Annotated in this window: 16 protein-coding genes; 13 read left to right on the top strand and 3 right to left on the bottom strand. The window is 68.7% G+C overall.

Annotated elements, in window-relative coordinates; all coding sequences use genetic code 11:
* Nucleotides 1–25 precede the first annotated feature (25 nt).
* The 5 genes from H1Q64_RS17670 to H1Q64_RS17650 all read left to right on the top strand — a co-directional run bounded on the left by H1Q64_RS17670 (nt 26) and on the right by H1Q64_RS17650 (nt 4,321).
* Complete coding sequence (locus H1Q64_RS17670) at nt 26–619, top strand: biotin transporter BioY (protein WP_237906418.1); 594 nt, start codon at nt 26–28, stop codon at nt 617–619.
* A gap of 174 nt (nt 620–793) precedes the next feature.
* Nucleotides 794–2,947 (top strand): methylmalonyl-CoA mutase, encoded by a 2,154-nt coding sequence (gene scpA, locus H1Q64_RS17665; RefSeq protein ID WP_237906417.1) that lies wholly within the window; start codon nt 794–796, stop codon nt 2,945–2,947.
* A gap of 102 nt (nt 2,948–3,049) precedes the next feature.
* Nucleotides 3,050–3,286, top strand: a complete 237-nt coding sequence (locus H1Q64_RS17660; protein ID WP_175429741.1) for a type II toxin-antitoxin system CcdA family antitoxin — start codon at nt 3,050–3,052, stop codon at nt 3,284–3,286.
* Nucleotides 3,286–3,606 (top strand): CcdB family protein, encoded by a 321-nt coding sequence (locus tag H1Q64_RS17655; protein ID WP_237906416.1) that lies wholly within the window; start codon nt 3,286–3,288, stop codon nt 3,604–3,606. Before H1Q64_RS17660 ends, H1Q64_RS17655 begins: the two co-directional genes overlap by 1 nt.
* Before the next feature lie 22 nt (nt 3,607–3,628).
* The gene (locus H1Q64_RS17650; protein ID WP_237906415.1) at nt 3,629–4,321 is read left to right on the top strand and encodes a DUF2161 domain-containing phosphodiesterase; all 693 of its coding nucleotides are present in this window, start codon (nt 3,629–3,631) and stop codon (nt 4,319–4,321) included.
* Nucleotides 4,322–4,328: 7 nt separating this feature from the next.
* Here H1Q64_RS17650 and H1Q64_RS17645 read toward each other — a convergent pair whose 3' ends face one another.
* The 3 genes from H1Q64_RS17645 to H1Q64_RS17635 all read right to left on the bottom strand — a co-directional run bounded on the left by H1Q64_RS17645 (nt 4,329) and on the right by H1Q64_RS17635 (nt 9,815).
* Nucleotides 4,329–6,491, bottom strand: a complete 2,163-nt coding sequence (locus H1Q64_RS17645) for a tetratricopeptide repeat protein (RefSeq protein ID WP_237906414.1) — start codon at nt 6,489–6,491, stop codon at nt 4,329–4,331.
* A 130-nt stretch (nt 6,492–6,621) separates the two neighbouring features.
* Nucleotides 6,622–8,001: a sigma-54-dependent transcriptional regulator gene (locus H1Q64_RS17640; protein WP_237906413.1), complete on the bottom strand. Its 1,380-nt coding sequence runs from the start codon at nt 7,999–8,001 to the stop codon at nt 6,622–6,624.
* The gene (locus H1Q64_RS17635; RefSeq protein WP_237906412.1) at nt 7,998–9,815 is read right to left on the bottom strand and encodes a sensor histidine kinase; all 1,818 of its coding nucleotides are present in this window, start codon (nt 9,813–9,815) and stop codon (nt 7,998–8,000) included. Before H1Q64_RS17635 ends, H1Q64_RS17640 begins: the two co-directional genes overlap by 4 nt.
* A 229-nt stretch (nt 9,816–10,044) precedes the next feature.
* Between H1Q64_RS17635 and H1Q64_RS17630 the strand changes: the two genes are divergently transcribed.
* The 8 genes from H1Q64_RS17630 to pflB all read left to right on the top strand — a co-directional run bounded on the left by H1Q64_RS17630 (nt 10,045) and on the right by pflB (nt 22,745).
* Nucleotides 10,045–11,346, top strand: a complete 1,302-nt coding sequence (locus tag H1Q64_RS17630; protein WP_237906411.1) for a dicarboxylate/amino acid:cation symporter — start codon at nt 10,045–10,047, stop codon at nt 11,344–11,346.
* Nucleotides 11,347–11,511: 165 nt separating this feature from the next.
* Nucleotides 11,512–13,830 carry an NADP-dependent malic enzyme gene (locus H1Q64_RS17625; protein WP_237906410.1) on the top strand — a complete coding sequence of 773 codons (2,319 nt, stop codon included), beginning with the start codon at nt 11,512–11,514 and terminating at the stop codon, nt 13,828–13,830.
* A gap of 65 nt (nt 13,831–13,895) precedes the next feature.
* Nucleotides 13,896–15,590 (top strand): tetratricopeptide repeat protein, encoded by a 1,695-nt coding sequence (locus H1Q64_RS17620; RefSeq protein ID WP_237906409.1) that lies wholly within the window; start codon nt 13,896–13,898, stop codon nt 15,588–15,590.
* Nucleotides 15,591–15,701: 111 nt separating this feature from the next.
* Entirely contained in the window at nt 15,702–16,403 is a 702-nt protein-coding gene (locus tag H1Q64_RS17615) for a hypothetical protein (protein ID WP_237906408.1), read from the top strand.
* Between the two features lie 158 nt (nt 16,404–16,561).
* Nucleotides 16,562–17,845, top strand: a complete 1,284-nt coding sequence (locus H1Q64_RS17610) for a paraquat-inducible protein A (RefSeq protein WP_237906407.1) — start codon at nt 16,562–16,564, stop codon at nt 17,843–17,845.
* Nucleotides 17,838–19,532 (top strand): intermembrane transport protein PqiB, encoded by a 1,695-nt coding sequence (locus tag H1Q64_RS17605; protein ID WP_237906406.1) that lies wholly within the window; start codon nt 17,838–17,840, stop codon nt 19,530–19,532. The genes H1Q64_RS17610 and H1Q64_RS17605 overlap by 8 nt, the downstream gene beginning before the upstream one ends.
* An 8-nt stretch (nt 19,533–19,540) precedes the next feature.
* Nucleotides 19,541–20,152, top strand: coding sequence for a PqiC family protein (locus H1Q64_RS17600; RefSeq protein WP_237906405.1), 612 nt, complete (start codon nt 19,541–19,543; stop codon nt 20,150–20,152).
* Nucleotides 20,153–20,474: 322 nt separating this feature from the next.
* On the top strand, nt 20,475–22,745 hold the full coding sequence (pflB, locus tag H1Q64_RS17595) for a formate C-acetyltransferase (RefSeq protein ID WP_419468847.1): 2,271 nt from the start codon (nt 20,475–20,477) through the stop codon (nt 22,743–22,745).
* Nucleotides 22,746–22,772: the final 27 nt, after the last annotated feature.

Here is a 22,772-nt window from a genome sequence, read left to right as displayed (position 1 = left end):
CGACATATAGGGAAAGGTAAGGACGATGGCTTTCGCAAACACGCTTTCGCAGCGTGCCGCTTCGCTTCTCGAGACGGTCGCCCCCCGGGGCGGCCTGCTCACCGCCGCCACCGCGGCGGTTCTGGGCAGCCTGCTCCTGGCCGCCTCGGCCAAGGTGCAGGTGCCCTTCTGGCCGGTTCCGATGACGATGCAGAGCATGGTCGTCATCCTGCTCGGCATGGCCTACGGCAGCCGCCTCGCCACGGCGACGGTCCTGCTGTACCTGCTGGAAGGCCTCGCCGGTCTGCCGGTCTTCGCCGGTCCGGGCGCCGGCCCGGCCTACATGGCCGGCCCGACCGCCGGCTACCTGCTGGGCTTCGTCCTGGCCGCCGGCGTCACCGGCTGGCTGGCCGAGCGCGGCTGGGACCGCAGCCCGGTCAAGGCCGTCGGCGCCCTGGCGATCGGCCATGCCCTGCTGTTCGTTCCGGGCGTGGCCTGGATGGCCGTCCTGTTCGGCGGCGAGAAGGCCGTCGCGCTGGGCCTGACGCCGTTCCTCGCCGCCACGGTGCTGAAGACCGCGCTGGGTGCCGCGATCATGCAGGCCGCCTGGAAGATCGTCGCCCGCCGGTCGCAGGGCTGAGAGTAAGGGGCTCGTACTTGCCCCCACCCTAACCCTCCCCCGCTTCCGCAGGGGAGGGGACTGTTCTCCCTCCCCTGCGAAGCGGGAGAGGGCCGGGGTTGGGGGCAAGACACTCCCATTTCATTGATCGTTTCAAATCATTCGAACCAAGAAGCCGTGTCGAGGAGACGTCCCATGAGCGAGTTCCCGAAGAAGACCCAGGCCGACTGGCAGACCCTGGCCACCAAGGACCTGGGCGCCAACGGGACGCTCGAAGACCTCGTCTGGAAGACTCCGGAGGGTCTGGACGTCAAGGCGCTCTATACCGCCGCCGATCTGGAAGGGCTGGAGCTGGACAGCCTGCCCGGCTTCCCGCCCTTCACCCGCGGCCCGCGCGCCACGATGTACGCGGTGAAGCCCTGGACCATCCGCCAGTACGCCGGCTTCTCGACCGCCGAGGACTCCAATGCCTTCTACAAGGCGAACCTGAAGGCCGGGCAGATGGGCCTGTCGGTCGCCTTCGACCTCGCCACCCACCGCGGCTATGACAGCGACCACCCGCGCGTGGTCGGCGACGTGGGCAAGGCCGGCGTCGCCATCGACAGCGTCGAGGACATGAAGATCCTCTTCGACGGCATCCCGCTCGACAAGATGTCGGTGTCGATGACCATGAACGGCGCGGTGCTGCCGATCCTCGCCGGCTACATCGTCGCGGCGGAGGAGCAAGGTGTCAGCCAGGACAAGCTGAGCGGGACCATTCAGAACGACATCCTCAAGGAGTTCATGGTCCGCAACACCTATATCTACCCGCCCGAACCCTCGATGCGGATCATCGCGGACATCATCGAGTACACGGCGCTGAACATGCCGAAGTTCAACTCGATCTCGATTTCCGGCTATCACATGCAGGAAGCCGGGGCGACGGCGGTGCAGGAGCTGGCCTTCACCATCGCCGACGGCCTCGAATATGTCCGCGCCGCCATGTCCAAAGGGCTGCCGGTCGACAAGTTCGCGCCGCGCCTGTCCTTCTTCTTCTCCATCGGCATGAACTTCTTCATGGAGATCGCCAAGCTGCGCGCCGCGCGCCTGCTGTGGTCGACCCTGATGAAGCAGAAGTTCGACCCGAAGGACGCCCGCTCGCTGGCGCTGCGCACCCACTGCCAGACCTCCGGCGTCTCGCTGACCGAGCAGGACCCCTACAACAACGTCATCCGCACCACCATCGAGGCGATGGCCGCGGTGCTGGGCGGCACCCAGTCGCTGCACACCAACGCCTTCGACGAGGCGCTGGGCCTGCCGACCAAATTCTCCGCCCGCATTGCCCGCAACACCCAGCTCATCATCGCCGAGGAGTCGGGCGTCACCAACGTGGTCGATCCGCTGGGCGGTTCCTACTACATCGAGAACCTGACCCACAGCCTCGCCAACGCCGCGCTTGACCTCATCAACAAGGTCGAGGATCTGGGCGGCATGACCAAGGCGGTGGACAGCGGCATGCCCAAGCTGCTGATCGAGGAGGCCGCCGCCCGCCGGCAGGCCCGCGTCGACCGCGCCGAGGAGGTGATCGTCGGTGTCAACAAGTACCGTCCGGAAAATCCCGAAATGGTCGACGTGCTCGACATCGACAACACGGCGGTCCGCGAATCCCAGATCGCCCGCCTCAATCAGGTCCGCGCCAACCGCGACGACGCCAAGTGCCGCGCCGCCCTGGAGGCGCTGACCAAGGCCGCCACGGAGAAGTCCGGCAACCTGCTGGCCCTGGCGGTTGAGGCCACCCGCGCCCGCGCGACGGTCGGCGAGATTTCCGACGCGCTGGAGAAGGCCTTCACCCGCCATGTGGCGGTCATCCGCTCGGTTTCCGGCGTCTACGGCGCCGCCTACGAGGGCGACGAGGGCTTCAAGAGGATCCAGGAGGAGGTATCCGCCTTCGCCGCCGAGGAGGGCCGCCGCCCGCGCATCCTCGTCGTGAAGATGGGCCAGGACGGTCACGACCGCGGCGCCAAGGTGATCGCCACCAGCTTCGCCGACATCGGCTTCGACGTGGACATCGGACCGCTGTTCCAGACCCCGGAGGAGGCCGCCCGTCAGGCGGTGGAGAACGACGTGCACGTCATCGGCGTGTCGTCCCAGGCCGCCGGCCACAAGACGTTGGTCCCGCAGCTGGTCGAGGAACTGCGCCGCCAGGGCGCCGGGGACATCCTGGTCGTCTGCGGCGGCGTCATCCCGCCTCAGGACTACGACTACCTCTACAAGGCGGGCGCCGCGGCCATCTACGGCCCCGGCACCAACATCCCGAAGGCCGCCTCCGACATCCTGGGTATCCTGCGCAAGCAGAAGGCCGCGGCGTAAGCGGAGCGGAGAAGCCGGCCTCGCTCTCTCCCAGCGGAGACTGGACGCCATGAGGAAACATGCGCATAGTGTTTGCGCATGTTTCTTCGTTGAGGGGTGTCCATGGCGCGCGGATCAGTCCAGAGGAAGCCCACCAACGTCTCGGCCCGGCCCGATCTGATCGCCGAAGCGAAGAGCTTGGGCATCAACCTGTCGCAAGTCTTCGAAGCCGCCGTCGAGCAGTCGGTGAAGGACGCGAAGCGGGAGCGCTGGATCGAAGAGAACCGATCGGCCTTCGATTCCTACGATTCCTACGTGGAAAAGCACGGCGTGTTCAGCACCGGGAAGCGGATGTTCTGATGCGTTTCCTGGATGTCTGCCGGAATCCGAATGCCGCGGGCCGGTCGGATCACCCGGTTCCATTTCTTCTTGTCGTTCAGGGAAATCACGTGGTGGTGCGTTCCACGCGCGTCGTCATCCCTCTCGTTAGGGCGTCGGAAGCGGGAACGCCCATCCGTGATATCATGCCGGTGTTCGACATTCAGGGCGAACGGCTGGTTGCCATGACGTCGCAGATTGCGGGCATTCCAGTGACCGACATCGGCGATGTGGTGATGAGCATGTCCAGTCGGCACCATGATGTCCGGCGCGCCATCGACATGCTGACCGGCGATTTGTGAGCGGTTGGACGTCACCCCCCCCATGCCCATCACCGCCGAAACCGATCTCTACGCCCCGGTCAAAGCCTTCCTGGAAGCCCAGGGCTACGACGTGAAGGCCGAGATCCACGGCTGCGACCTCGTCGCGGTGCGCGGGGCCGAGCCGCCGCTGATCGTCGAGCTGAAGAAGCGCTTCACGCTGGACCTGTTGCTTCAAGGGGTTGACCGGCTCGCCCTGACCGACACCGTCTATCTCGCTGTGCCGCAGCCGGGGCGCAAGGCCAGTGGCGCCTCGCCCCACGACAGCGGGGTGCGCAAGCTGTGCCGGCGCCTGGGCGTCGGCTTGCTGATCGTCGACCTCGGCCGGGCCGCGGGGCATGAGGTGGAGGTTCTGCTCGACCCCGTTCCCTACAGCCCGCGCAAGGACAGGACGCGCGCCGCCCGCCTGCTGGGGGAGCACGCGCGGCGCCGCGGCGATCCCAACCGCGGCGGCTCCACCCGCGTGCCCATCGTCACCGCCTACCGCCAGGACGCGCTGCGCTGCGCCCGGCTGCTGGCCGCCGGGCCGCTGTCCCTGAAGGCGCTGCGCGCCGCCGGGGCGCCGAAGGACGCCGCGGCCATCCTCCAACGCAACGTCTACGGCTGGTTCGAGCGCATCGCCAAGGGCACCTATGGACTGACCGAAGCCGGCGTCCAGGGTGTGGAGACCTTCGCCCACGCGCTCGCCGCCGAATAGGCGTGCGTCAATCCGCCGTCGCGCACCAGCGCCGCCAGAGAGTGCGGAAGGCGGCCTCGTAGGCGCGGGCCAGCGCCGGAACGTCGCCGAGCGGGGATGACGCGACACGGCTCCGCAAGCCCGCGCGCAAGGTGGCCAGCGCGCCGAGGTCGGCGGCCAAAACCGCGGCGCGGGCGGCGTAGGCATCGGCATCGGGAGCGATCAGGTCCGGCAATCCGACGGAGGTCATGATGGCGGACCCCACCCGCGCGATTCCCAGATCCCGGCGGCGGCCCGTCGGCACGATCACCGGCACCCCCATCCACAACGCCTCGCAGGTCGTGGTGTGGCCGTTGTAGGGGTAGGGGTCCAGCCCGATGTCCACGTCGTTGTAGTCGGCGAGGTTGGCGCGGATGCCAGCCGGCGGGCGGCGAAGCTCCAGCCGGTCCGAGGCCACGCCGTGGCAGGCGAACAGCGCCGTCAGGTGGGCGCGCGAGGCCGAATCGCGCATCGCCTTGTACTTCAGCAGCAGGCGGGAGTTCGGGACGGCCCTCAGCACGCCCGCCCACAGGGCTGCCGTTTCCTCGGTGATCTTGCTGAGGTTGTTGAAGGAGCCGAAGGTGATGAAGCCGTTGCGCGATGCCGGCAGCGGACCGACCTCCGGCGCTTCGGGCGGTCCCTGATAGGCCCAGGAGAAGCGGGGCAGCCGCAGCAGCGGCTCGGCGTAATGGGCCTCCTCCCCCGGCGGGGCGAGCAGGGCGTCGGTGATGCAGGCGTCGAATCGGTCCATGCCGGTCGTCACGATATTCACCGCCGTGGTCACCTGCACCGGCGCCGGGCGCCGGGTGAAGACGCCCAGCCGGTTGCCCGCCGTGTGCGAGGCCAGATCCACCAGAACGTCCACCCCGTCCTGCCGGACCCGGACGGCCAACTCCTCCTCGGTCAGGGCGGCCGCGTCGCACCAGCGGTCGGCCAGGGCGCGGAAGCGCTCCGTCTTGGCATCGGGGGCGGTGGCGGTCGAATAGAAGAACAACTCCACCACCGACCGGTCGAAGGCGCGGAACAGCGGCTCCATGTAGAAGGAGAAGGCGTGGTTGCGGAAGTCGCCGGACACCAGTCCGACGCGCAGGCGGCGGTCCGGGTCGGCATCGTTGGCTGGGCGTGGCAGGGGCTCTGCCACGGCGAAACGCTCCGCCCAGCGCCGTGATTCCTCCAGCAAGCCCGCACCGTCCTGACCGTTGCGGTAGAGGAGGGCGCACAGGTATCGGCTGCGCGCGTCGCGGTCGTCGGGGTCGATCCGGACAGCCCGTTGGAGCAGCGGCAGTGATTCCTCCACCCGTCCCATCAGACCCAGCGCCCCGGCGAGGTTGCTGAACGCTCCGGCGTGGCCAGGATGCAGCGCGAGTGCCCGCCGCGCTGCCTCGGCCGCCGCGCCGTAGCGTCCCAAGGTCTCGCAGGCGGCGGACAGGTTGACCCAGCCCTCGACATGGCCGGGCTGAACGGCCAGCGCCCGCCGGCAGGCTGTGGCGCCGTCCGCGGTGCGACCGCTCTCGTCGAGCAGCAGGCCGAGGTTGCTCAAGGCTTCGGCGTGGCCGGGGGCGAGCGCCAGCGTGTGGCGGAATTCCCGCATCGCTCCGCTCCGCTCACCCAGCGCATACAGCGCCGCCGCGCGGTCGAAGCGGATACCCGCATCCTCCGGCAGCAGCACCACCGATCGCTCCAGAAGCGCCGCGGCCTCCGCACGCCGCCCGGCGTCGCGGTGGGGGCGCGCCATGATCTGCAGCAGCAGGGCGGCGCGTCCAGCGGCGCGGTGGTCTCCGGGCACCAGCCGCACCGCGCGCTCCAGCGCCGCGACCGCCGCTTCGCGCAGATGAATGCCGCCGTGGGGCAGGGCGTTGCCGAAGCGGTACCAGCCCTCCGCCGCGTCGGGGGCCAGCGACAGGGCGCGGCGATGGGCGGCGGCGGCCCGTTCCGGCTGCCCCGCGGCGTCGAAAATGTTGGCGAGGTTGGCGGGATAGTCCGCCGCGTCGGGGCGCAGCGTCATGGCCGCGCCGATCAGCGTTGCGGCCTGTTCCACGCGCCCGGTCTGCCCGCACAGCACGCCCAGCAGATGGCGGGCGTCGGCCTGCTCGGGGGCGGCCTCCAGGATGCGCCCGTACAGGATCTCTGCCTCCGCCAACCGCCCGTTCATGTGGTGGTCGAGCGCGGCGGCGAGGGCTTCGGTTATGGTCGCCAGGGCGGGCCTCCGGTGTCCATGGGGCGGGCGGGTCAGATGGCTTTTTCGCCCATCGCGGTCCCGTCGTCCACCGTCCGAAGAAAGGTCACTCCACGAAATCCTCGCGGCTGAGGCCGTAGCGCTTCAGCTTATCGTAGAAGGTCTTGCGCGGAATGTTCAGCGCCTCGATGGCGGCCTTCACGCTGCCTTTGCAACGGGCCAGCTCACTTTCGATCAGGCTCTTCTCGAACAGGTCCACCTGCTCGGCCAGCGACAGGCCGGCACGGCCCGCCGCCATCGCTGGAGCGGTGCCGCCCACCGCCGACAGCGCGTCGTCCAGCCCGAGGACAAAGCGGTCGGCGGCGTTGCGCAGCTCGCGGACGTTGCCCGGCCAGTCGTGGGCCGCCAGCCGCTGCACCTGCGCCGGGCTCGGCGCGCGGGGCTCGCGGTTGTAGCGCGCGGCGGCCTGGAGGACGAAATGCTGGAACAGCAGGGGGATGTCGTCGCGGCGGTCACGCAGCGGCGGAATGGTCACCACGACGACGTTGAGCCGGTAATAGAGGTCCTCGCGGAACTTGCCCTCGCTGGCCGCCTTGCGCAGGTCCACCTTGGTCGCGGCGACGACGCGCAGGTCCACGGGGATCAGCTCGTTCGAGCCGAGCGGCTCCACCACCCGCTCCTGGATCACGCGCAGCAGCTTGACCTGGAGCGACAGCGGCATGCTCTCGATCTCGTCGAGGAAGAGGGTGCCGCCGCTGGCGTGCTCGATGCGCCCGACGCGGCGCTTGCCGGCCCCGGTGAAGGCCCCGGCCTCGTGCCCGAACAGCTCGCTCTCGAAGATCGCTTCGGGCATCGCGCCGCAGTTCAGGGCGACGAAGGGGTGCTTGCGCCGACCGCTGCCGGCGTGGAGCGCGCGGGCGACCATCTCCTTGCCGGTGCCGGTCTCGCCCAGCACCAGCACGTCGGCGTCGGTGTCGGCCACCGCGGCGATGGCGCTGCGCAGCCGCTCAATCCCCGGCGTCCGCCCGACGATGGGCGAGGCCTCCCCGGCGGGCAGCCCGGCCAATTGGTGGCGCAGACGCCGGTTCTCCAGCACGAGCCGGCGCTTCTCCACCGCGCGCCGCGTCACCTCGACCAGCCGGTCGGAGGGAAAGGGCTTTTCCAGGAAGTCGTAGGCGCCGCGCCGCATTGCCTCCACCGCCATCGGCACGTCGCCGTGGCCGGTGATCAGGATGACCGGCAGCTCGGGGTCCAGCGCCAGTGCGCGCTCCATCAGCTCCAGCCCGTCGATCTGCGGCATGCGTACGTCGGTGACCAGGGCGCCCGGCCAGTCGCGGCCGAGATGGCGCAGAGCGCGCTCCGCCCCGTCGCAGGCGGTGACGTCGAAGCCCGCCAGTTCCAGCGCCTGCTGCCCGGCGAGACGGACGGACCGCTCGTCGTCCACGAAGAGGACGGGGCCACCCGGGGCGATGCTGCCGGTCGTCATGTCTGGATATCCCTGCGCTTGAGGCGGATGGTGAAGAGGGCGCCGCCCTCCGGATGGTTGGCGGCGGTCAGGCTGCCGCCGAAATCCTCGACGATGCCGTGGCTGATCGACAGGCCGAGCCCGAGCCCGTCGCCCGCCTCCTTGGTCGTGAAGAAGGGCACGAAGATGCGTGGCAGGTCAGCCTCGGCGATGCCGGGGCCGCTGTCGCGGACGCTCAGCACCGCCTCCTCCCCCTCCGCGGCCAGGGTGATGCGGACATGGCGGCGGGGGGAGGCGCGCACGGCGTCGGCGGCGTTGCCGATCAGGTTGACCAGCACCTGCTGCAACCGCACGTCCTCGCCGGTGACCAGCAGGGAGCCGGGAGGCAGATCGGTGTCCACCGTCACGGAGTCGCGGCGCAGCCGGGCCTCAAGAAGGGCCAGCGCCTGCCCGACGGCGGCGGCGGCGGACACCGCGCCTAGCGTGCCCGAGGCGCGCCGAGCGAAGCCCTTCAGGCTGCGGGTGATGGCGGCCATGCGGTCGGTCAGGTCGGCGATCTCCGCAAGATTGTCGCGCACCGAGTCCGGCCGTCCGCGTTCCAAGAGCACCACCGCGTTGTCGGCGAAGCTGCGGATGGCGGCCAGCGGCTGGTTGATCTCATGCGCCATGGCCGCCGACATCTGCCCCAGCGCCGCCAGCTTGGCCGCCTGGGTCAGCTCGTTCTCGGTGGCGCGCAGCTCCGCCGTGGCGGCGGCCACGCGGCGCTCCAACTCGGCCCGCGCCTCCTCCTGGAGGGCCAGCCGCTCCACGAGGTTCAGGCGGCGTTGGGCCAGCGCGTGGCCGGTAAGGGCGGCCAGCGCCACCACCGCGGCGGCGAGCAGCCCGGCCTGCTGGGCGCGGGTGGCGACCGGGGCGAGGCTGGTCAGGGCGTGGATGGTCCAATCGCCGCCGGGCACCGCGGCGGACTGCAGGAGGTAGCGCCGTTCCGCGTTGCCTTCCCTCAGCGTGATGCGGTCGGATGCCCCGCCGAAGGCCCAGGGCAGGGTGGGGATCTCCTCGGTCGCGGGGGCCGCCGCCGCGGGCAGCGTGACCGGCAGGCGGCGGGGCAGGGCGTTGTAGCGCCAGCCCTCGACGTTGGTGATGAAGACGACTCCGTCGCGGTCGGAGACCAGTACCTTCTCCTGGCCGTGCGACCAAGCGCGTTCCAGCTCCTGGAAGCCGACCTTCAGGACCACGACGCCGGCCGCCCGCCCGCCTGTGCGGTTTTCCGCCACCACCCGCTGGGCCGTGTAGTAGCCGGGGACGAGCGAGGTGGTGCCGAGCGCGAAGTGATGCCCCTCCCCCTGCTCCATGGCCGACTGGAAATAGGGACGGTAGCTGAAATTCTGCCCGACGAAGCTGGGCGAGGCGTTCCAGTTGCTGGCCGCGACGGTGGTGCCCGCCCCGTTCATCACATAGAGGGCCGACGCCTTCAGCGTCGCCGCGATGGCCTCCAGCTTGCGGTTCATGCGGTCCACCCGCTCCGGGCTGGGGTCGCGCAGCAGGTCGGCGACCTCTTGGTCGCGAGCGAGCACCATCGGTACGGCGGCGTGGCGCTCCAGCTCCGTGCGTAGGTTGGATTCGTACAGCGACAGCTGCGCCGATCCCTGTTCGCGCAGGGATTCACCGGCGTTGTCCGCCGCCAGACCCGCCGCCACCGCCGCGGCCAGCGGCATGCCGACGACCAGCACGGCCAGCATCACCCGCCGCGGACGGGCGAACAGGCCGGACGCCCGCCGGGCGACCCAGTCGCGGCTTTGCGAAAATGTCCAGCGGGTGGGGGCGATCCTAACCAACGGTCCTCAATTCATGTTGCGCCGCAACAAGAGGTCTCGATGTGCGGATTTTCGCACATGGATTCCGCCCCTGTCGTGCGGATTCTGACCCACGCGCTCCGTCAGAGCGCTGCGATTCCTCACTTTTGTCTTTGGCACACCGCTTGCTTTGAGAGGGGCATGACGGGCAGGCCGCCGACCGCGAGACAAGAGCGGCAGCCCATTTCAGGAACGCCACGAGGAGACGAACATGCACGCCCAAGGGCAGCCCCAGAAAAAGCCATTCTACACGAACCTGACGGTTCAGGTTCTGACCGCGATCACCATCGGCATTCTGCTCGGCCATTTCTATCCGGCTCTTGCGGTGCAGATGAAGCCCCTGGGCGACGTCTTCATCAAGATGATCAAGATGGTCATCGGCCCGATCGTCTTCCTGACCGTGGTCACCGGAATCTCCTCGATCGGCGACATGAAGAAGGTCGGCAAGGTCGGCGGCAAGGCGATCCTGTATTTCGAGATCGTCACCACCTTTGCCCTGGGTCTCGGCCTGCTGGTCGTCAATCTGGTGAAGCCGGGTGCCGGCATGAACATCCAGGCCGGCTCGCTGAAGGCCGACGCCGTCGCCAAATACGCGACCGAGGCGCAGAACCACACGACCATCGACTTCCTGGTCAACATCGTCCCGGACAACGTCGTCGGCGCCTTCGTCAAGGGCGATATGCTGCAGATCCTGTTCTTCGCGGTGATCTTCGGCGTCGCGCTGTCCGCCATGGGCCAGAAGGGCAAGGTGGTCGAGGACATGTTCGAGAAGGTGTCGCACGCCATGTTCGGCGTGATCGGCATCCTGATGCGCGTCGCCCCGCTGGGTGCGTTCGGCGCGATGTCCTTCACCATCGGCAAGTACGGCGTGTCGTCGCTGACCTCGCTCGGCCAGCTGATGGCGGCGGTCTACATCACGATGGCGCTGTTCGTCTTCGTCGTGCTGGGCAGCATCGCCCGCCTGTACAACTTCAGCCTCCTGACCTTCCTGCGCTACATCAAGGACGAGCTGCTGATCGTGCTCGGCACCTCCTCGTCGGAGTCCGTGCTGCCGCGCATGATGGAGAAGATGCAGAAGTTCGGCTGCTCCAAGCACGTCGTCGGCCTCGTCATCCCGACCGGCTACTCCTTCAACCTGGACGGCACCTCGATCTACCTGTCGATGGCCGCGATCTTCATCGCCCAGGCCTTCAACATCGACCTGACGATCTGGCAGCAGCTGACCATCCTCGGCCTGCTGATGCTGACGTCCAAGGGTGCGGCGGCGGTCACCGGCGGCGGCTTCGTGACGCTGGCGGCCACCCTGTCGGCCACCGGCCACCTGCCGATCGAAGGTCTGGCGCTGCTGCTGGGCGTCGACCGCTTCATGTCCGAAGCCCGCGCCATCACCAACCTGATCGGCAACGGCGTCGCCACCATCGTGGTCGCCAAGATGGAAGGCGAGTTCGACGAGACCAAGGCGGTCGCCGAATATCAGGAGCACTTCAAGGAACCGGCGCTCGCCCGCATCTGACGCGGGTCCGGCTTCCGGTCCCAAGAGGTGAAAAGGAGGGGGCGGTCTGCCGCGGACTGCCCCTTTCCCCATTCCGGTGCTTGGGCAATTCAGGTATAAGCCGGGGTGGAAACAGTTCGTCGTTCGGCAAGTTAACTGAAATCAAGTTAAAAGGGGAGTGGACGTATGTCCGGCGACTTCGACGCTATGGCGCTTGAGTACCACCGGAATCCGAAGCCCGGTAAGCTGGCGATCGTCGCCACCAAGCCCATGGCGAACCAGCGCGACCTCGCGCTGGCCTATTCGCCGGGCGTGGCCGCGGCGTCCAGCGCCATCGCCGCCGACCCGGCCCAGGCCGCGGAGCTGACGGCCCGCGCCAATCTCGTGGCGGTCATCACCAACGGCACGGCGGTGCTGGGCCTGGGCGACATCGGTCCGATGGCAGCCAAGCCGGTCATGGAGGGCAAGGCCGTCCTCTTCAAGAAGTTCGCCGGCATCGACTGCTTCGACCTGGAGTTGAACGAGAAGGACGTCGACGGTCTGGTCGACACCATTGTCCGACTGGAGCCGACCTTCGGCGCCATCAACCTCGAAGACATCGCCGCCCCCGCCTGCTTCGAGGTGGAGCGCCGCTGCCGCGAGCGGATGAAGATCCCGGTCTTCCACGACGACCAGCACGGCACCGCCATCGTGGTCGGTGCGGCCGTCCTGAACGGGCTGAAGCTGGTCGGCAAGGACATCTCCACGGTCAAGGTCGTCTCCACCGGCGGCGGGGCGGCGGGCATCGCCTGCCTGGACCTGATGCTCAGCCTGGGCGTCAAGCGCGAGAATGTCTGGCTGGTCGACCGCATCGGTGTGGTCCACAAGGGCCGCAACGAGGAGATGAACCCCTACAAGGACGCCTACGCGCAGGACACCGACGCCCGCGTGCTGAACGACGTCATCGACGGGGCGGACATCTTCCTCGGCCTGTCGGGCGCCAAGGTGCTGAAGCCGGAGATGCTGACCCGCATGGCCGACAAGCCGCTGGTGCTGGCGCTGGCCAACCCGGAACCGGAAATCATGCCGGACCTCGCCCGGCAGGCCCGCCCCGACGCCATCATCGCCACCGGCCGCTCGGACTTCCCCAACCAAGTCAACAACGTCCTCTGCTTCCCCTTCATCTTCCGCGGCGCGCTCGACGTCGGCGCCACGACGGTGAACGAGGAGATGAAGATCGCCGCCACCCACGCCATGGCCAGCCTCGCCCAGGCCGAGCCGTCGGACGTGGTGGCCGCCGCCTATGTCGGCGAGAATCTGCGCTTCGGGCCGGACTACATCCTGCCCAAGCCCTTCGACCCGCGTCTGGTGATCGAGGTGTCCTCGGCGGTCGCCAAGGCCGCCATGGAGTCGGGCGTGGCGACGCGGCCGATCGTCGATTTCCGCGCCTACCGCGACAGCCTCGGCCAGTATGTCTTCCGCTCCGGCCTCGTCATGAAGCCGGTCATCACCAAGGCGAAGGCGGCGCCCAAGCGCATCGTCTACGCCGAGGGCGAGGAGCCGCGCGTCCTGCGCTGCGCCCAGGTGGTGGTGGATGACGGCATCGCCCATCCGGTCCTGCTCGGCCGCGCCGACGTGATCGAGCGAACGATCGCCGACATGGGCCTGCGCATCCGCATCGGCAAGGACGTGGAGGTGATCGAGGCCGCCCGTGACCTGCGCTGCCACAACTACGCCGAGGTCTACCGCCAGCTCATGGGCCGCCGCGGCGTGTCGCCGGCCAACGCGCTGAACGTCGTGCGCACCCAGCCGAGCGTCTTCGGAGCGCTGATGGTCCGCCGGGGCGAGGCCGACGGCATGGTCTGCGGCACCTCGGGCCGCTACGGCGACCATTTCAACCACGTCATGGACGTGATCGGCCTGCGCAAGGGCGTGAAGGTCGCCGGTGCCATGAACGGGCTGATCTCGCAGAAGGGCACGCACTTCATCTGCGACACCTACGTCAACCCCGACCCGACCGCCGAGCAGGTGGCCGAGATCGCCCGGCTGGCGGCGGAGGAGGTGAAGCGCTTCGGCATCGAGCCGAAGGTGGCGCTGCTCTCCCACTCCAACTTCGGGAGCGCGGATACCCCGTCCGCCCGCAAGATGCGGCTGGCCTACCAGCTCATCGCCGAGGAGAATCCCGACCTCGAGGTGGACGGCGAGATGCATGCCGACGCCGCCCTGTCGGAGGTGCTGCGCAAGGGCGTTCTGCCCGACAGCCGCCTGAAGGGCGAGGCGAACCTGCTGGTCATGCCGACCCTGGACGCCGCCAACATCGCCTTCAACATGCTGAAGATCATGGCCGACGCGCAGAATGTCGGGCCGATGCTGCTGGGCGCCGCGCGTCCCGTGCACATCGTGACCCCGTCGGTGACCACGCGCGGTCTGGTCAACATGACGGCGGTGGCGGTGGTCGACGCCCAACTCGCCGCCCCGGTCAACGCCGCCCCGCGTCCCCCGGCGCTGCAGGACGGCGAGGACTGAGCAACCGCGACCGCGGGGCCGGACGGTGCTTGCGCTGCTCCGGTCCCGCGGGCCACTGTGCCGGGATGAGTCCCGACGATGCTTCCCGCAATGACCTGTCCACCCTGACGGCGTTGGCCGCCCGCAATCACGCGCAGGGACGGCTGGCCGAGGCGGTGACTGCTTACACCGACGCCTTGCGGCTGGACCGCCGCAACCCGGCGCTTCTCTACGGCTTCGGGCTGGTGCTGCGCGATCTCGGACAGACTGACGGGGCCGCCACATGCTTCGAGGCGGCCTTCGCACTTGATCCCGCATGCGTGGACGCGGCCGACAGCCTGGGCACGCTGCGCGCCGGGCAGGGCCGCTTCGCGGAGGCCGAAGCCTGCCACCGCGCCGCTCTGGCCCACAGCGCCGACCGGGCGACGTTCTGGAACAATCTGGCCAACGCGCTGAGCCGGCAAGGCCGAGCGGTGGCGGCCCTGGCGGCGTGGCGGCGCGCCGTCCTGCTCGACCCGGCTTTGCCAGAAGGGCTGTCCAACCTCGGCGGCGGGCTGCGCGAGGCGGAGCGGTTGGACGAGGCCGAACGGGCGCACCGCCGCGCCCTGCGGCTGATGCCGGAAGAACCGCAGGCCAACAACAATTTCGGCCACGCGCTGCAGGCGCGGCTCCGCCACGCGGAGGCGGCCCGCTGGTTCCGCCGCGCCCTGGCGCTCGACCCCGGCTATGCGGCGACCTTGTGCAATCTCGGTCTGGCGGTGCAGCGTCTGGGCGACGGGGGGCTGGCGGACCGTCTGTATGGGCGGGCGCTCCGCGTAAGTCCCGACTTGCCGCTGGCCCAGTTCAACCGCGGCCTGCTGCGGCTGGAGCGCGGCGCGCTGGAGGAGGGTTGGGCCGGCTATGGCTGGCGCTTCGCGTCCGGTCAGGCGGGTGGGGCGCGTCAGCTGCGGATGCTGGCGTGGCGTGGCGAGGATCTGGCGGGCAAGCGCCTGCTGATCTGGGGCGAGCAAGGGGTGGGCGACACCATCCTGTTCTCCTCCCTCTGCGCGGAGGCCATCGCCCGTGCCCGTTCCGTGGTGATCGAAACCGACCGGCGGCTGGTGCCCCTGTTCGCCCGCTCCTTCCCCGCCGCGCTGGTCCGTCCCCAACGGAGCGACGCGGGCACCGTGCCCGATTGCGACCTGCACACGCCCATCGGTTCCCTGGCGCGGGTCTTTCGCCGCGACCTGTCCGCCTTCGCCAGTGCTGCTGGCGGCTGGCTGGTCCCCGACCCGGTTCGGGTGGCGTTCTGGGGTGACCGTGTCGCTGCGCTCGGCCCCGGCCTTCGCGTGGGGATCGGCTGGCGCAGCGCGCTGATGACTGAATCGCGCCGTGCCGCCTACAGCCGGCTCGACCAGTGGGGGGCGCTGTTTGCCGTGCCGGGTCTGGTCTTCGTCAACCTCCAGTATGGCGTGTGCGAGGCCGAGCGGATTGCGGCGGAGGACCGGTTCGGCGTCGCCATCCATCGTTGGGACGATCTCGACCTGACCGATGACTTCGATGGGACGGCGGCGCTGATGGCGAACCTGGATCTGGTGATCGCGCCCGCCACGGCGGTGGGGGAACTGGCGGCGGCGCTCGGTGTGCCGGTCTGGCGCTTCGGTGGGCGGGACTGGACCCAGCTCGGCACTGCGGTGCGCCCCTGGTTTCCGGCGCAGCGCCTGTTCCAGCCACGGGCTGGGGAGGGCCTCCCTGGCGTGCTGAACCGGATGGCCGCACAACTCGCCCGACGCCCTATCTGAAATTTCGGCGAAAAACAATTCGCAACTTTACGTGCTTTGCAGTAAAGTAAGGATCCAGCGATCCATTCGCGCTTCTCCGTTTGGGGAGCGCGCCTGATGGGAGAAGGTGCCATGTCTGACGGAATGGCCGGCGTCAACCAGATGGTCTCGGACCTCAACAAGTCCGTGTCCGCTGCTGTGGAGCGCATGAACGCGCAGCGGGAGGCCGAAGCAGCCGCCGCCGCGAACGTGCAGGAATTCCGCAAGGACGTCCGCAAGTCCTCCGTCAACACCCCCGGCTTCGCCACGGACATGGGTGTTCTCGCCAAGAACGTGACCCGCCTGAACGTGGTCGGTGCGCTGGGCGCCGACGATCCGGTCGACTTCTACAAGTTCCGCGTGACGACCAAAGGCGAAATGACGCTGGGGCAGGTCGGCGACGAGGGGCTGCGCGTCCAGGTGATGTCCAAATTCGGCACGGTTCTGGCCGACAGCGACAAGAGCGCCGGAAAGAACTACGACGCTTTCAAGAGCATGATGCAGGGCGAGTACGAACTCGACCGCGGCGACTACACCCTGCGCCTGACGCGCGAGAAGGGCCAGTCGCCCAAGGACGCCAAGAATTACGCCATCCAGCTCAGCATGGGCAAATACACCCAGGATTACGACACGGTCGCCAAGGCGCCGAAGAAGGGTGAGAGCCCGTTCAACCTGTCCACCGGCCAGCAGGCCATGCTGGATGGACTGAGCCAGGCGGCGTCGAGCCTGAATTCCATCCCTACCGGCCAGACCGGCACGCAGAAGCTGATGGGCAGCTTCAATCTTTTCGTCTGACCGAAATCTATCTTCCGCAAGGCTGAAGCCCTTTCCCCATCCATGGGGGAAGGGCTTTTTTCATCCGGGGCTTGCGGTCTGCCCCGCTCAGCGCTCCTCCACCGGCGCACCCCGCAATCGGCGGACCTTTCGCCCGTGGGAAATGTTAAGCCAACGCTATGACCTCACCGGACCAACCGATCCTGCTCTGTCACGACTGCGGCGCGCCGCACGCCCTGCCGCCGGCCTTGCCCGGCCATCGTGCGGAATGCCACCGCTGCGGGGCGGTGCTGCGCCATTTCCGGACCGGCGGGCTGGGGCACGCGGTGGCCCTCGCCATCGCCTCGACGATCCTGTTCGTCACCGCCAATCTGTTCCCCATTCTGACCTTCGAGCTGGAGGGGCGGGCGCAGACGGCGACCCTGCTCAGCGGCTCGGTGGCGCTGTGGGACGGCGGCTACGAGGTGCTGGGCGTCCTGGTCTTCTTCGTGCTGTTCCTGGCGCCGCTGGCGCAGGTGCTCGGCACGCTCTACGTCGTGATGCCGCTCGCCGCCGGGCGGACGGCGGCGCCGGGCGCGGCCTGGACCTTCCGGACGGTGGCGCGGCTGCGCCGCTGGGCGATGGCGGAGGTCTTCCTGCTCGGCCTGATCGTCGCCTATGTGAAGCTGTCCGATCTGGCGGAGTTGGAGCCGGGGGCGTCGCTGGCCGCCTTGGTCGCCTTCATCCTGGTGCAGGTGTGGGGGGAGGCGTCGCTCAGCCCCTTCGAGGTGTGGGAGCGGATCGCCCCGCAGACCCGTGTCGCACAAGCCGCCAACGCCGATCCGGAGCGGCTGACCGCCTGCCACGACTGCCATCAGGTGGTCGCCGGCCCGGAGGGCGGCGGGTCGGAGGGCGCCTGCCCGCGCTGCGGCGCCCGGTTGCACCACCGCAAGCCGAACAGCCTGCCGCGCGGCTGGGCGCTGATCTCCGCGGCGACGATCCTCTACATTCCGGCGAATCTGCTGCCGATCATGACGGTGGTCTATTTCGGCGCCGGCCAGCCCGACACCATCCTGTCCGGTGTGGAGGCGCTGATCGCCGCGGAGATGTGGCCGGTGGCCCTGCTGGTCTTCTTCGCCAGCATCACCGTGCCGGTGCTGAAGCTGATCGGGCTGGCCTATCTGCTGTGGACGGTGCAGCGGGGGTCGCCGAAGCGGCAACGCGACCGCACGCGGCTCTACCGGTTGATCGAAGGGGTCGGGCGCTGGTCCATGGTGGACATCTTCATGATCTCGCTTCTGGCGGCCCTGGTCCAATTGGGCGCCATAGCCACCATCCACGCGGAGCTGGGTGCCGTCGCCTTCGCCGCGGTCGTCATCATCACCATGCTGGCGTCGGACTCCTTCGACCCCCGGCTGATCTGGGATGCGCCGCCCCGGCGGGCGGAGCGGCAGGATTCCTCTATGATTGATGCCCATGACTGATCCGAAGCCCACGGTAGAGCCGGCCAGCCCGGTGATCCGCCGCCGCCGCGGCCTGCCGCTGATCTGGCTGGTGCCGCTGGTCGCCGCGCTGGTCGGCGGCTGGCTGGCCTGGAGGACGCTGAACGAGCGCGGCCCGACCATCACCATCACCTTCGACACGGCGGAGGGGCTGGAGCCCGGCAAGACCCGCGTGCGCTACCGCGACGTCGATGTTGGGACAGTGCAGGGGGTGGCGGTCTCGCCCGACCTGGCGAACGTCATCGTCTCCGTGCGCATGGTAAAGGGCGCCGCCTCCTATCTCAACGACCGGACAAGCTTCTGGGTGGTCAAGCCGCGGCTGGGCTTCGGTGGTGTGTCAGGCCTCGGCACGCTGATCTCGGGCGCCTACATCGGCATGGACCCGGGGACCGGCAACGGCGAGGCGCTGACCGCCTTCCGGGGCCTGGAGGAGCCGCCGCTGATCCGGTCCAGCTCGCCGGGGCGGCGCTTCGCGCTGCGCGCCGACCGGCTGGGCGGGCTCGGGCCGGGGGCACCGATCTATTACCGCGGCATCCAGGTCGGCGAGGTGGTCGGCTACGAGTTTTCCCAGGACTGGCAGTCGCTGACCATCCCGGTCTTCATCCATGCCCCCTATGACCGAATCGTCCGGCCCAACACCCGCTTCTGGAACGCCAGCGGCCTGTCGGTGTCCATCGGGCCGGAAGGGCCGACGGTGGCGTTGGAATCGCTGCAATCACTGGCGACCGGCGGCGTGTCCTTCGAGACTCCCGGCCTCGGCGGTCCCGGCGACAGTGGCGAGATCGCGGCGGAGGGCACGGACTTCCCCCTCTATGAGAGCCGAAACGCCGCCAGCGACGCCCGCTTCACCCGGCGGGTGCCCTTCCTGGTGCATTTCGACGGGTCGGTGCGCGGGCTGCATCCGGGGTCCGCGGTGGAATTCCGCGGCATCCGGGTGGGCGAGGTGACCGACATCCGCCTCGACGTGGACCCGGTGACCGGCGAGGCCCGCATTCCAGTGACCCTGAACATCGAGCCGGAGCGGCTGGGCAGCGACCTGCCGGCGGCGCACGACACCGAGACCGCCTATGCCCGCATGAAAGCGCTGGTGGAGCAGGGGCTGCGGGCGCAGTTGCGCACCGGCAACCTGTTGACCGGTGAGTTGATCGTGACGCTCGACCTGTTCCCGGACGCGCCGAAGGAAACACTGGTCCGCGGCGGTCCCTACCCGGAACTGCCCTCCCAGCCGAACGTGCTCGATACGGCGACCAAGACCGCCACCGACCTGATGAACGAGCTGGCCCGCGCGCCCATCGCCGAAACGGTGGTGGAACTGCGCTCGACCATCCAGAAGGCCGGCGCCCTGATCGGTTCGCCGGAGATCGCGCAGGCCATCGGCTCGCTCAGCCGGTCGCTCGCCGAACTGGAAAAGACGACGCAGGCGCTGGGCAGCGAGGGCGAGCCGACCATCCGCGCCCTGCGCGACGTGGCGGAAAACACCTCCAAGCTGGTCCGGCAGGCCGAGAAAACGCTCAGCAGCGCGGACGGGCTGGTCAACTCGTCCCGCCCCGCGGTTAGCGACCTGCAGGGGCTGGTGCGCGAACTGACCGCCGCGGCCCGCTCCATCCGCGGCCTGACCGATTATCTCGAACGCCATCCCGAAGCCCTGATCCGGGGCAAACGCGGTTGAGGATTCCCATGGCTCTCGCTCTTCACGCCCGTCGCCTGCTGCTGTGCGCCTTCGCTGTGGCCCTGCTGGCCGCCTGTAGCACGCAGCCCAGCCGCTTCTACCATTTGGACGCCGTCGCGCCGGACGCCGCCCCGCCGAGCGCCGCCCCATTGCGGGGAAGCGAGACGCAACGGCGCGTGATCGGGCTGGAGGACGTGAAGGTCCCCGGCTATCTCGACCGCTCCGAGCTGGTGATGCGGGCGCCCGGCAACCGGCTGGTCGTCATGGAGTTCGACCGCTGGGGCGGCCCTCTCGACGAGATGGTGACCCGCAAGCTGCTGAGGAATCTGGAGACGGATCTACCGGGTGCGGAGGTCGTCGGCCTGCCGCTTCAGCGCGACTTCCCGCTGTCCCAGGTGGTGGAGGTAACGCTGGACCGCTTCGACGCGGCGGAGGACGGGCCGGCGGTTCTGGAGGCGCGCTGGCGTGTCTTCGACCAGGGCGGCGACCGGCTGCGCCGTCTGGGCCACACCGCGGCGCAGGAACCGGTGAGCGCGGCCGGCGATCCCGGTGCCGTCGCCGACGCCCTCAGCCGCACCCTGGCCCGCTTGGCGCAAGATATCGCAAGCGCGCTGCGCTGATCCCGGCCATCTGTTTTAAAACGGGCGATCCAAATGAAAATATTCGCTTTTTGATGGATTGTCTCAAATGCTGCGCCGCAAAAACGGCGCATTCTATCAGTTTTTGTGACAGGACGTGACTTGGATGGTGCCCTGCGTATTTCGCAGAGATTGATTGATTGGGATCAATGTGGGCTGGGAGCTTCGGGCGCCTACTGATTGGGCAAGCGCGATGCTTGGCCGGGCGGGTCCGTCCGGTCCGGCGCCGCGCAACGTGGCGCGGCCCCCGCCGGGGAGGGCAGGGACCGCCGCAGACCAATAGAGGCGCGTCATGGATTCCCTGATGTTCGAACCGAAAATCCCCGTTGCCGAAGCCGAGACGCCGAACCCCTGGCGCGGTTTTGCGCCCGGTTCCTGGCGGACCACGGTCGATCTGCGCGATTTCATCGTGAAGAACGTCCGCCCCTACGGCGGCGACGGCAGTTTCCTCTCCCCGGCCAGCGACCGCACCCTGTCGCTGTGGAACAAGGTGCGCGATCTCCTGAAGGAGGAGCGCGCGGCCAAGGGCGGCGTTCTCGACGCCGACACGGAACTGGTGTCCTCCATCGTCAGCCACGCCCCCGGCTTCATCGACCGGGAGCTTGAGGTCATCGTCGGGCTTCAGACGGACAAGCCGCTGAAGCGGTCGATCATGCCCTTCGGCGGCTGGCGGATGGTCAAGACGGGCCTGGAGGCTTACGGTTTCAAGCCCTCGCCCAAGCTGGACGACGTGTTCCCGGCGCTGCGCAAGACGCACAACGACGGCGTCTTCGATGTCTACACCGACGAGATGCTGCGCTGCCGCAAGTCGGGCGTCATCACTGGCCTGCCGGACGCCTACGGCCGCGGGCGCATCATCGGCGACTACCGCAGGCTGGCGCTCTACGGCGCCGATTTCCTGATCGCCGACAAGAAGGCCCAGTACAAGAGCCTGGAAGTCGACCGCATCGACGAACACACGCTGCGCCTGCGCGAGGAGATCACCGAGCAGATCCGCGCGCTCCGCGACCTCGTGACGATGGCGGCATCCTACGGCTTCGACGTGACCCGTCCGGCGACCAACGCCTTCGAGGCGGTGCAGTGGACTTACCTCGCCTATCTGGCAGCGGTGAAGGAGGCCAACGGAGCGGCCATGTCGCTCGGCCGCGTGTCGAGCTTCCTCGACGTCTACATCGAGCGCGACCTGCGCGAAGGCCGCCTGGACGAGGCGGGCGCTCAGGAACTGATCGACCAGTTCGTCATCAAGCTGCGCATGGTGCGTTTCCTGCGGACGCCGGAATATGACCAGCTCTTCTCCGGTGATCCGACCTGGGTGACGGAGTGCATCGGCGGCATGGCGCTCGACGGGCGCACGCTGGTGACCAAGGGCAGCTTCCGCATGCTCCATACGCTCCAGAATTTGGGTCCGGCGCCGGAACCGAACCTGACCGTTCTGTGGTCGGAAAGCCTGCCGGAGGGCTTCAAGAAGTTCTGCGCGGAGACGTCGATCAAGACCTGCTCGGTGCAGTACGAGAACGACGATCTGATGCGGCCCTTCTGGGGCGACGACTACGGCATCGCCTGCTGCGTCTCGGCCATGCGCATCGGCAAGCAGATGCAGTTCTTCGGCGCCCGCGCCAACCTCGCCAAGACGCTGCTCTACGCCATCAACGGCGGCCGCGACGAGGTGTCGGGCGAGCAGGTCGGCCCGGCCTTCGCGCCGATCACCGGCGACGTGCTCGACCACGACACGGTGGTCGCCCGCCTGCTGCCGATGATGGAATGGCTGGCGCGCGCCTACATGAACACGCTCAACGCCATCCACTTCATGCACGACAAGTACATGTACGAGCGGCTGGAGATGGCGCTGCACGACCGCGACGTGCTGCGCACCATGGCCTGCGGCATCGCCGGCCTGAGCGTGGTCGCGGACAGCCTGTCGGCGATCAAGCACGCCACGGTGAAGGTGGTGCGCGACGAGCGTGGCCTTGCCACCGATTTCGTGATCGAGGGCGACTATCCGGCCTTCGGCAACAACGACGATCGGGTCGACGGGATCGCGGTGTGGCTGGTCGAGACCTTCATGGGCCTGCTGCGCAAGCAGAAGGCCTACCGCGACGCGGTGCCGACGCAGTCGGTGCTGACGATCACCTCGAACGTGGTCTACGGCAAGAAGACGGGCAACACGCCGGACGGGCGCAAGGCCGGCCAGCCCTTCGCGCCGGGGGCCAACCCGATGCACGGGCGCGACCGCAAGGGGGCCATCGCCTCGATGGCGTCGGTGGCCAAGCTGCCCTACGCGCACGCCCAGGACGGCATCAGCTACACCTTCACCATCGTGCCCGGCGCGCTGGGCCCGACCGAGGGTGAGCGGGTGGACAATCTGGTGGGCATGCTCGACGGCTATTTCGGCCAGGGCGGCCACCACATCAACGTGAACGTCTTCGACCGCGAGACGCTGCTGCACGCCATGGACCATCCGGAGCTGTACCCGCAGCTGACCATCCGGGTGTCCGGCTACGCGGTGAACTTCATCAAGCTGACCCGCGAGCAGCAGATGGACGTCATCAGCCGCACCTTCCATGGGGCGCATTGAGGCGCAAGGTTCTGCCCCCACCCTAAC

The sequence above is a fragment of the Azospirillum brasilense genome (assembly GCF_022023855.1).
Classification (GTDB): domain Bacteria; phylum Pseudomonadota; class Alphaproteobacteria; order Azospirillales; family Azospirillaceae; genus Azospirillum; species Azospirillum brasilense_F.
This window is presented reverse-complemented; position numbering and strand designations above follow the sequence as displayed.

What these genes read in the sequence shown, in the direction of transcription:
- H1Q64_RS17655 (WP_237906416.1), top strand. Translation starts at nt 3,286, where the DNA reads ATGCGTTTCCTGGATGTCTGCCGGAATCCGAATGCCGCGGGCCGGTCG.
- H1Q64_RS17620 (WP_237906409.1), top strand. Translation starts at nt 13,896, where the DNA reads ATGAGTCCCGACGATGCTTCCCGCAATGACCTGTCCACCCTGACGGCG.
- pflB (WP_419468847.1), top strand. Translation starts at nt 20,475, where the DNA reads ATGTTCGAACCGAAAATCCCCGTTGCCGAAGCCGAGACGCCGAACCCC.
- scpA (WP_237906417.1), top strand. Translation starts at nt 794, where the DNA reads ATGAGCGAGTTCCCGAAGAAGACCCAGGCCGACTGGCAGACCCTGGCC.
- H1Q64_RS17660 (WP_175429741.1), top strand. Translation starts at nt 3,050, where the DNA reads ATGGCGCGCGGATCAGTCCAGAGGAAGCCCACCAACGTCTCGGCCCGG.
- H1Q64_RS17615 (WP_237906408.1), top strand. Translation starts at nt 15,702, where the DNA reads ATGTCTGACGGAATGGCCGGCGTCAACCAGATGGTCTCGGACCTCAAC.
- H1Q64_RS17640 (WP_237906413.1), bottom strand. Translation starts at nt 8,001, where the DNA reads ATGACGACCGGCAGCATCGCCCCGGGTGGCCCCGTCCTCTTCGTGGAC.
- H1Q64_RS17630 (WP_237906411.1), top strand. Translation starts at nt 10,045, where the DNA reads ATGCACGCCCAAGGGCAGCCCCAGAAAAAGCCATTCTACACGAACCTG.
- H1Q64_RS17600 (WP_237906405.1), top strand. Translation starts at nt 19,541, where the DNA reads ATGGCTCTCGCTCTTCACGCCCGTCGCCTGCTGCTGTGCGCCTTCGCT.
- H1Q64_RS17605 (WP_237906406.1), top strand. Translation starts at nt 17,838, where the DNA reads ATGACTGATCCGAAGCCCACGGTAGAGCCGGCCAGCCCGGTGATCCGC.
- H1Q64_RS17625 (WP_237906410.1), top strand. Translation starts at nt 11,512, where the DNA reads ATGTCCGGCGACTTCGACGCTATGGCGCTTGAGTACCACCGGAATCCG.
- H1Q64_RS17670 (WP_237906418.1), top strand. Translation starts at nt 26, where the DNA reads ATGGCTTTCGCAAACACGCTTTCGCAGCGTGCCGCTTCGCTTCTCGAG.
- H1Q64_RS17645 (WP_237906414.1), bottom strand. Translation starts at nt 6,491, where the DNA reads ATGAACGGGCGGTTGGCGGAGGCAGAGATCCTGTACGGGCGCATCCTG.
- H1Q64_RS17650 (WP_237906415.1), top strand. Translation starts at nt 3,629, where the DNA reads ATGCCCATCACCGCCGAAACCGATCTCTACGCCCCGGTCAAAGCCTTC.
- H1Q64_RS17610 (WP_237906407.1), top strand. Translation starts at nt 16,562, where the DNA reads ATGACCTCACCGGACCAACCGATCCTGCTCTGTCACGACTGCGGCGCG.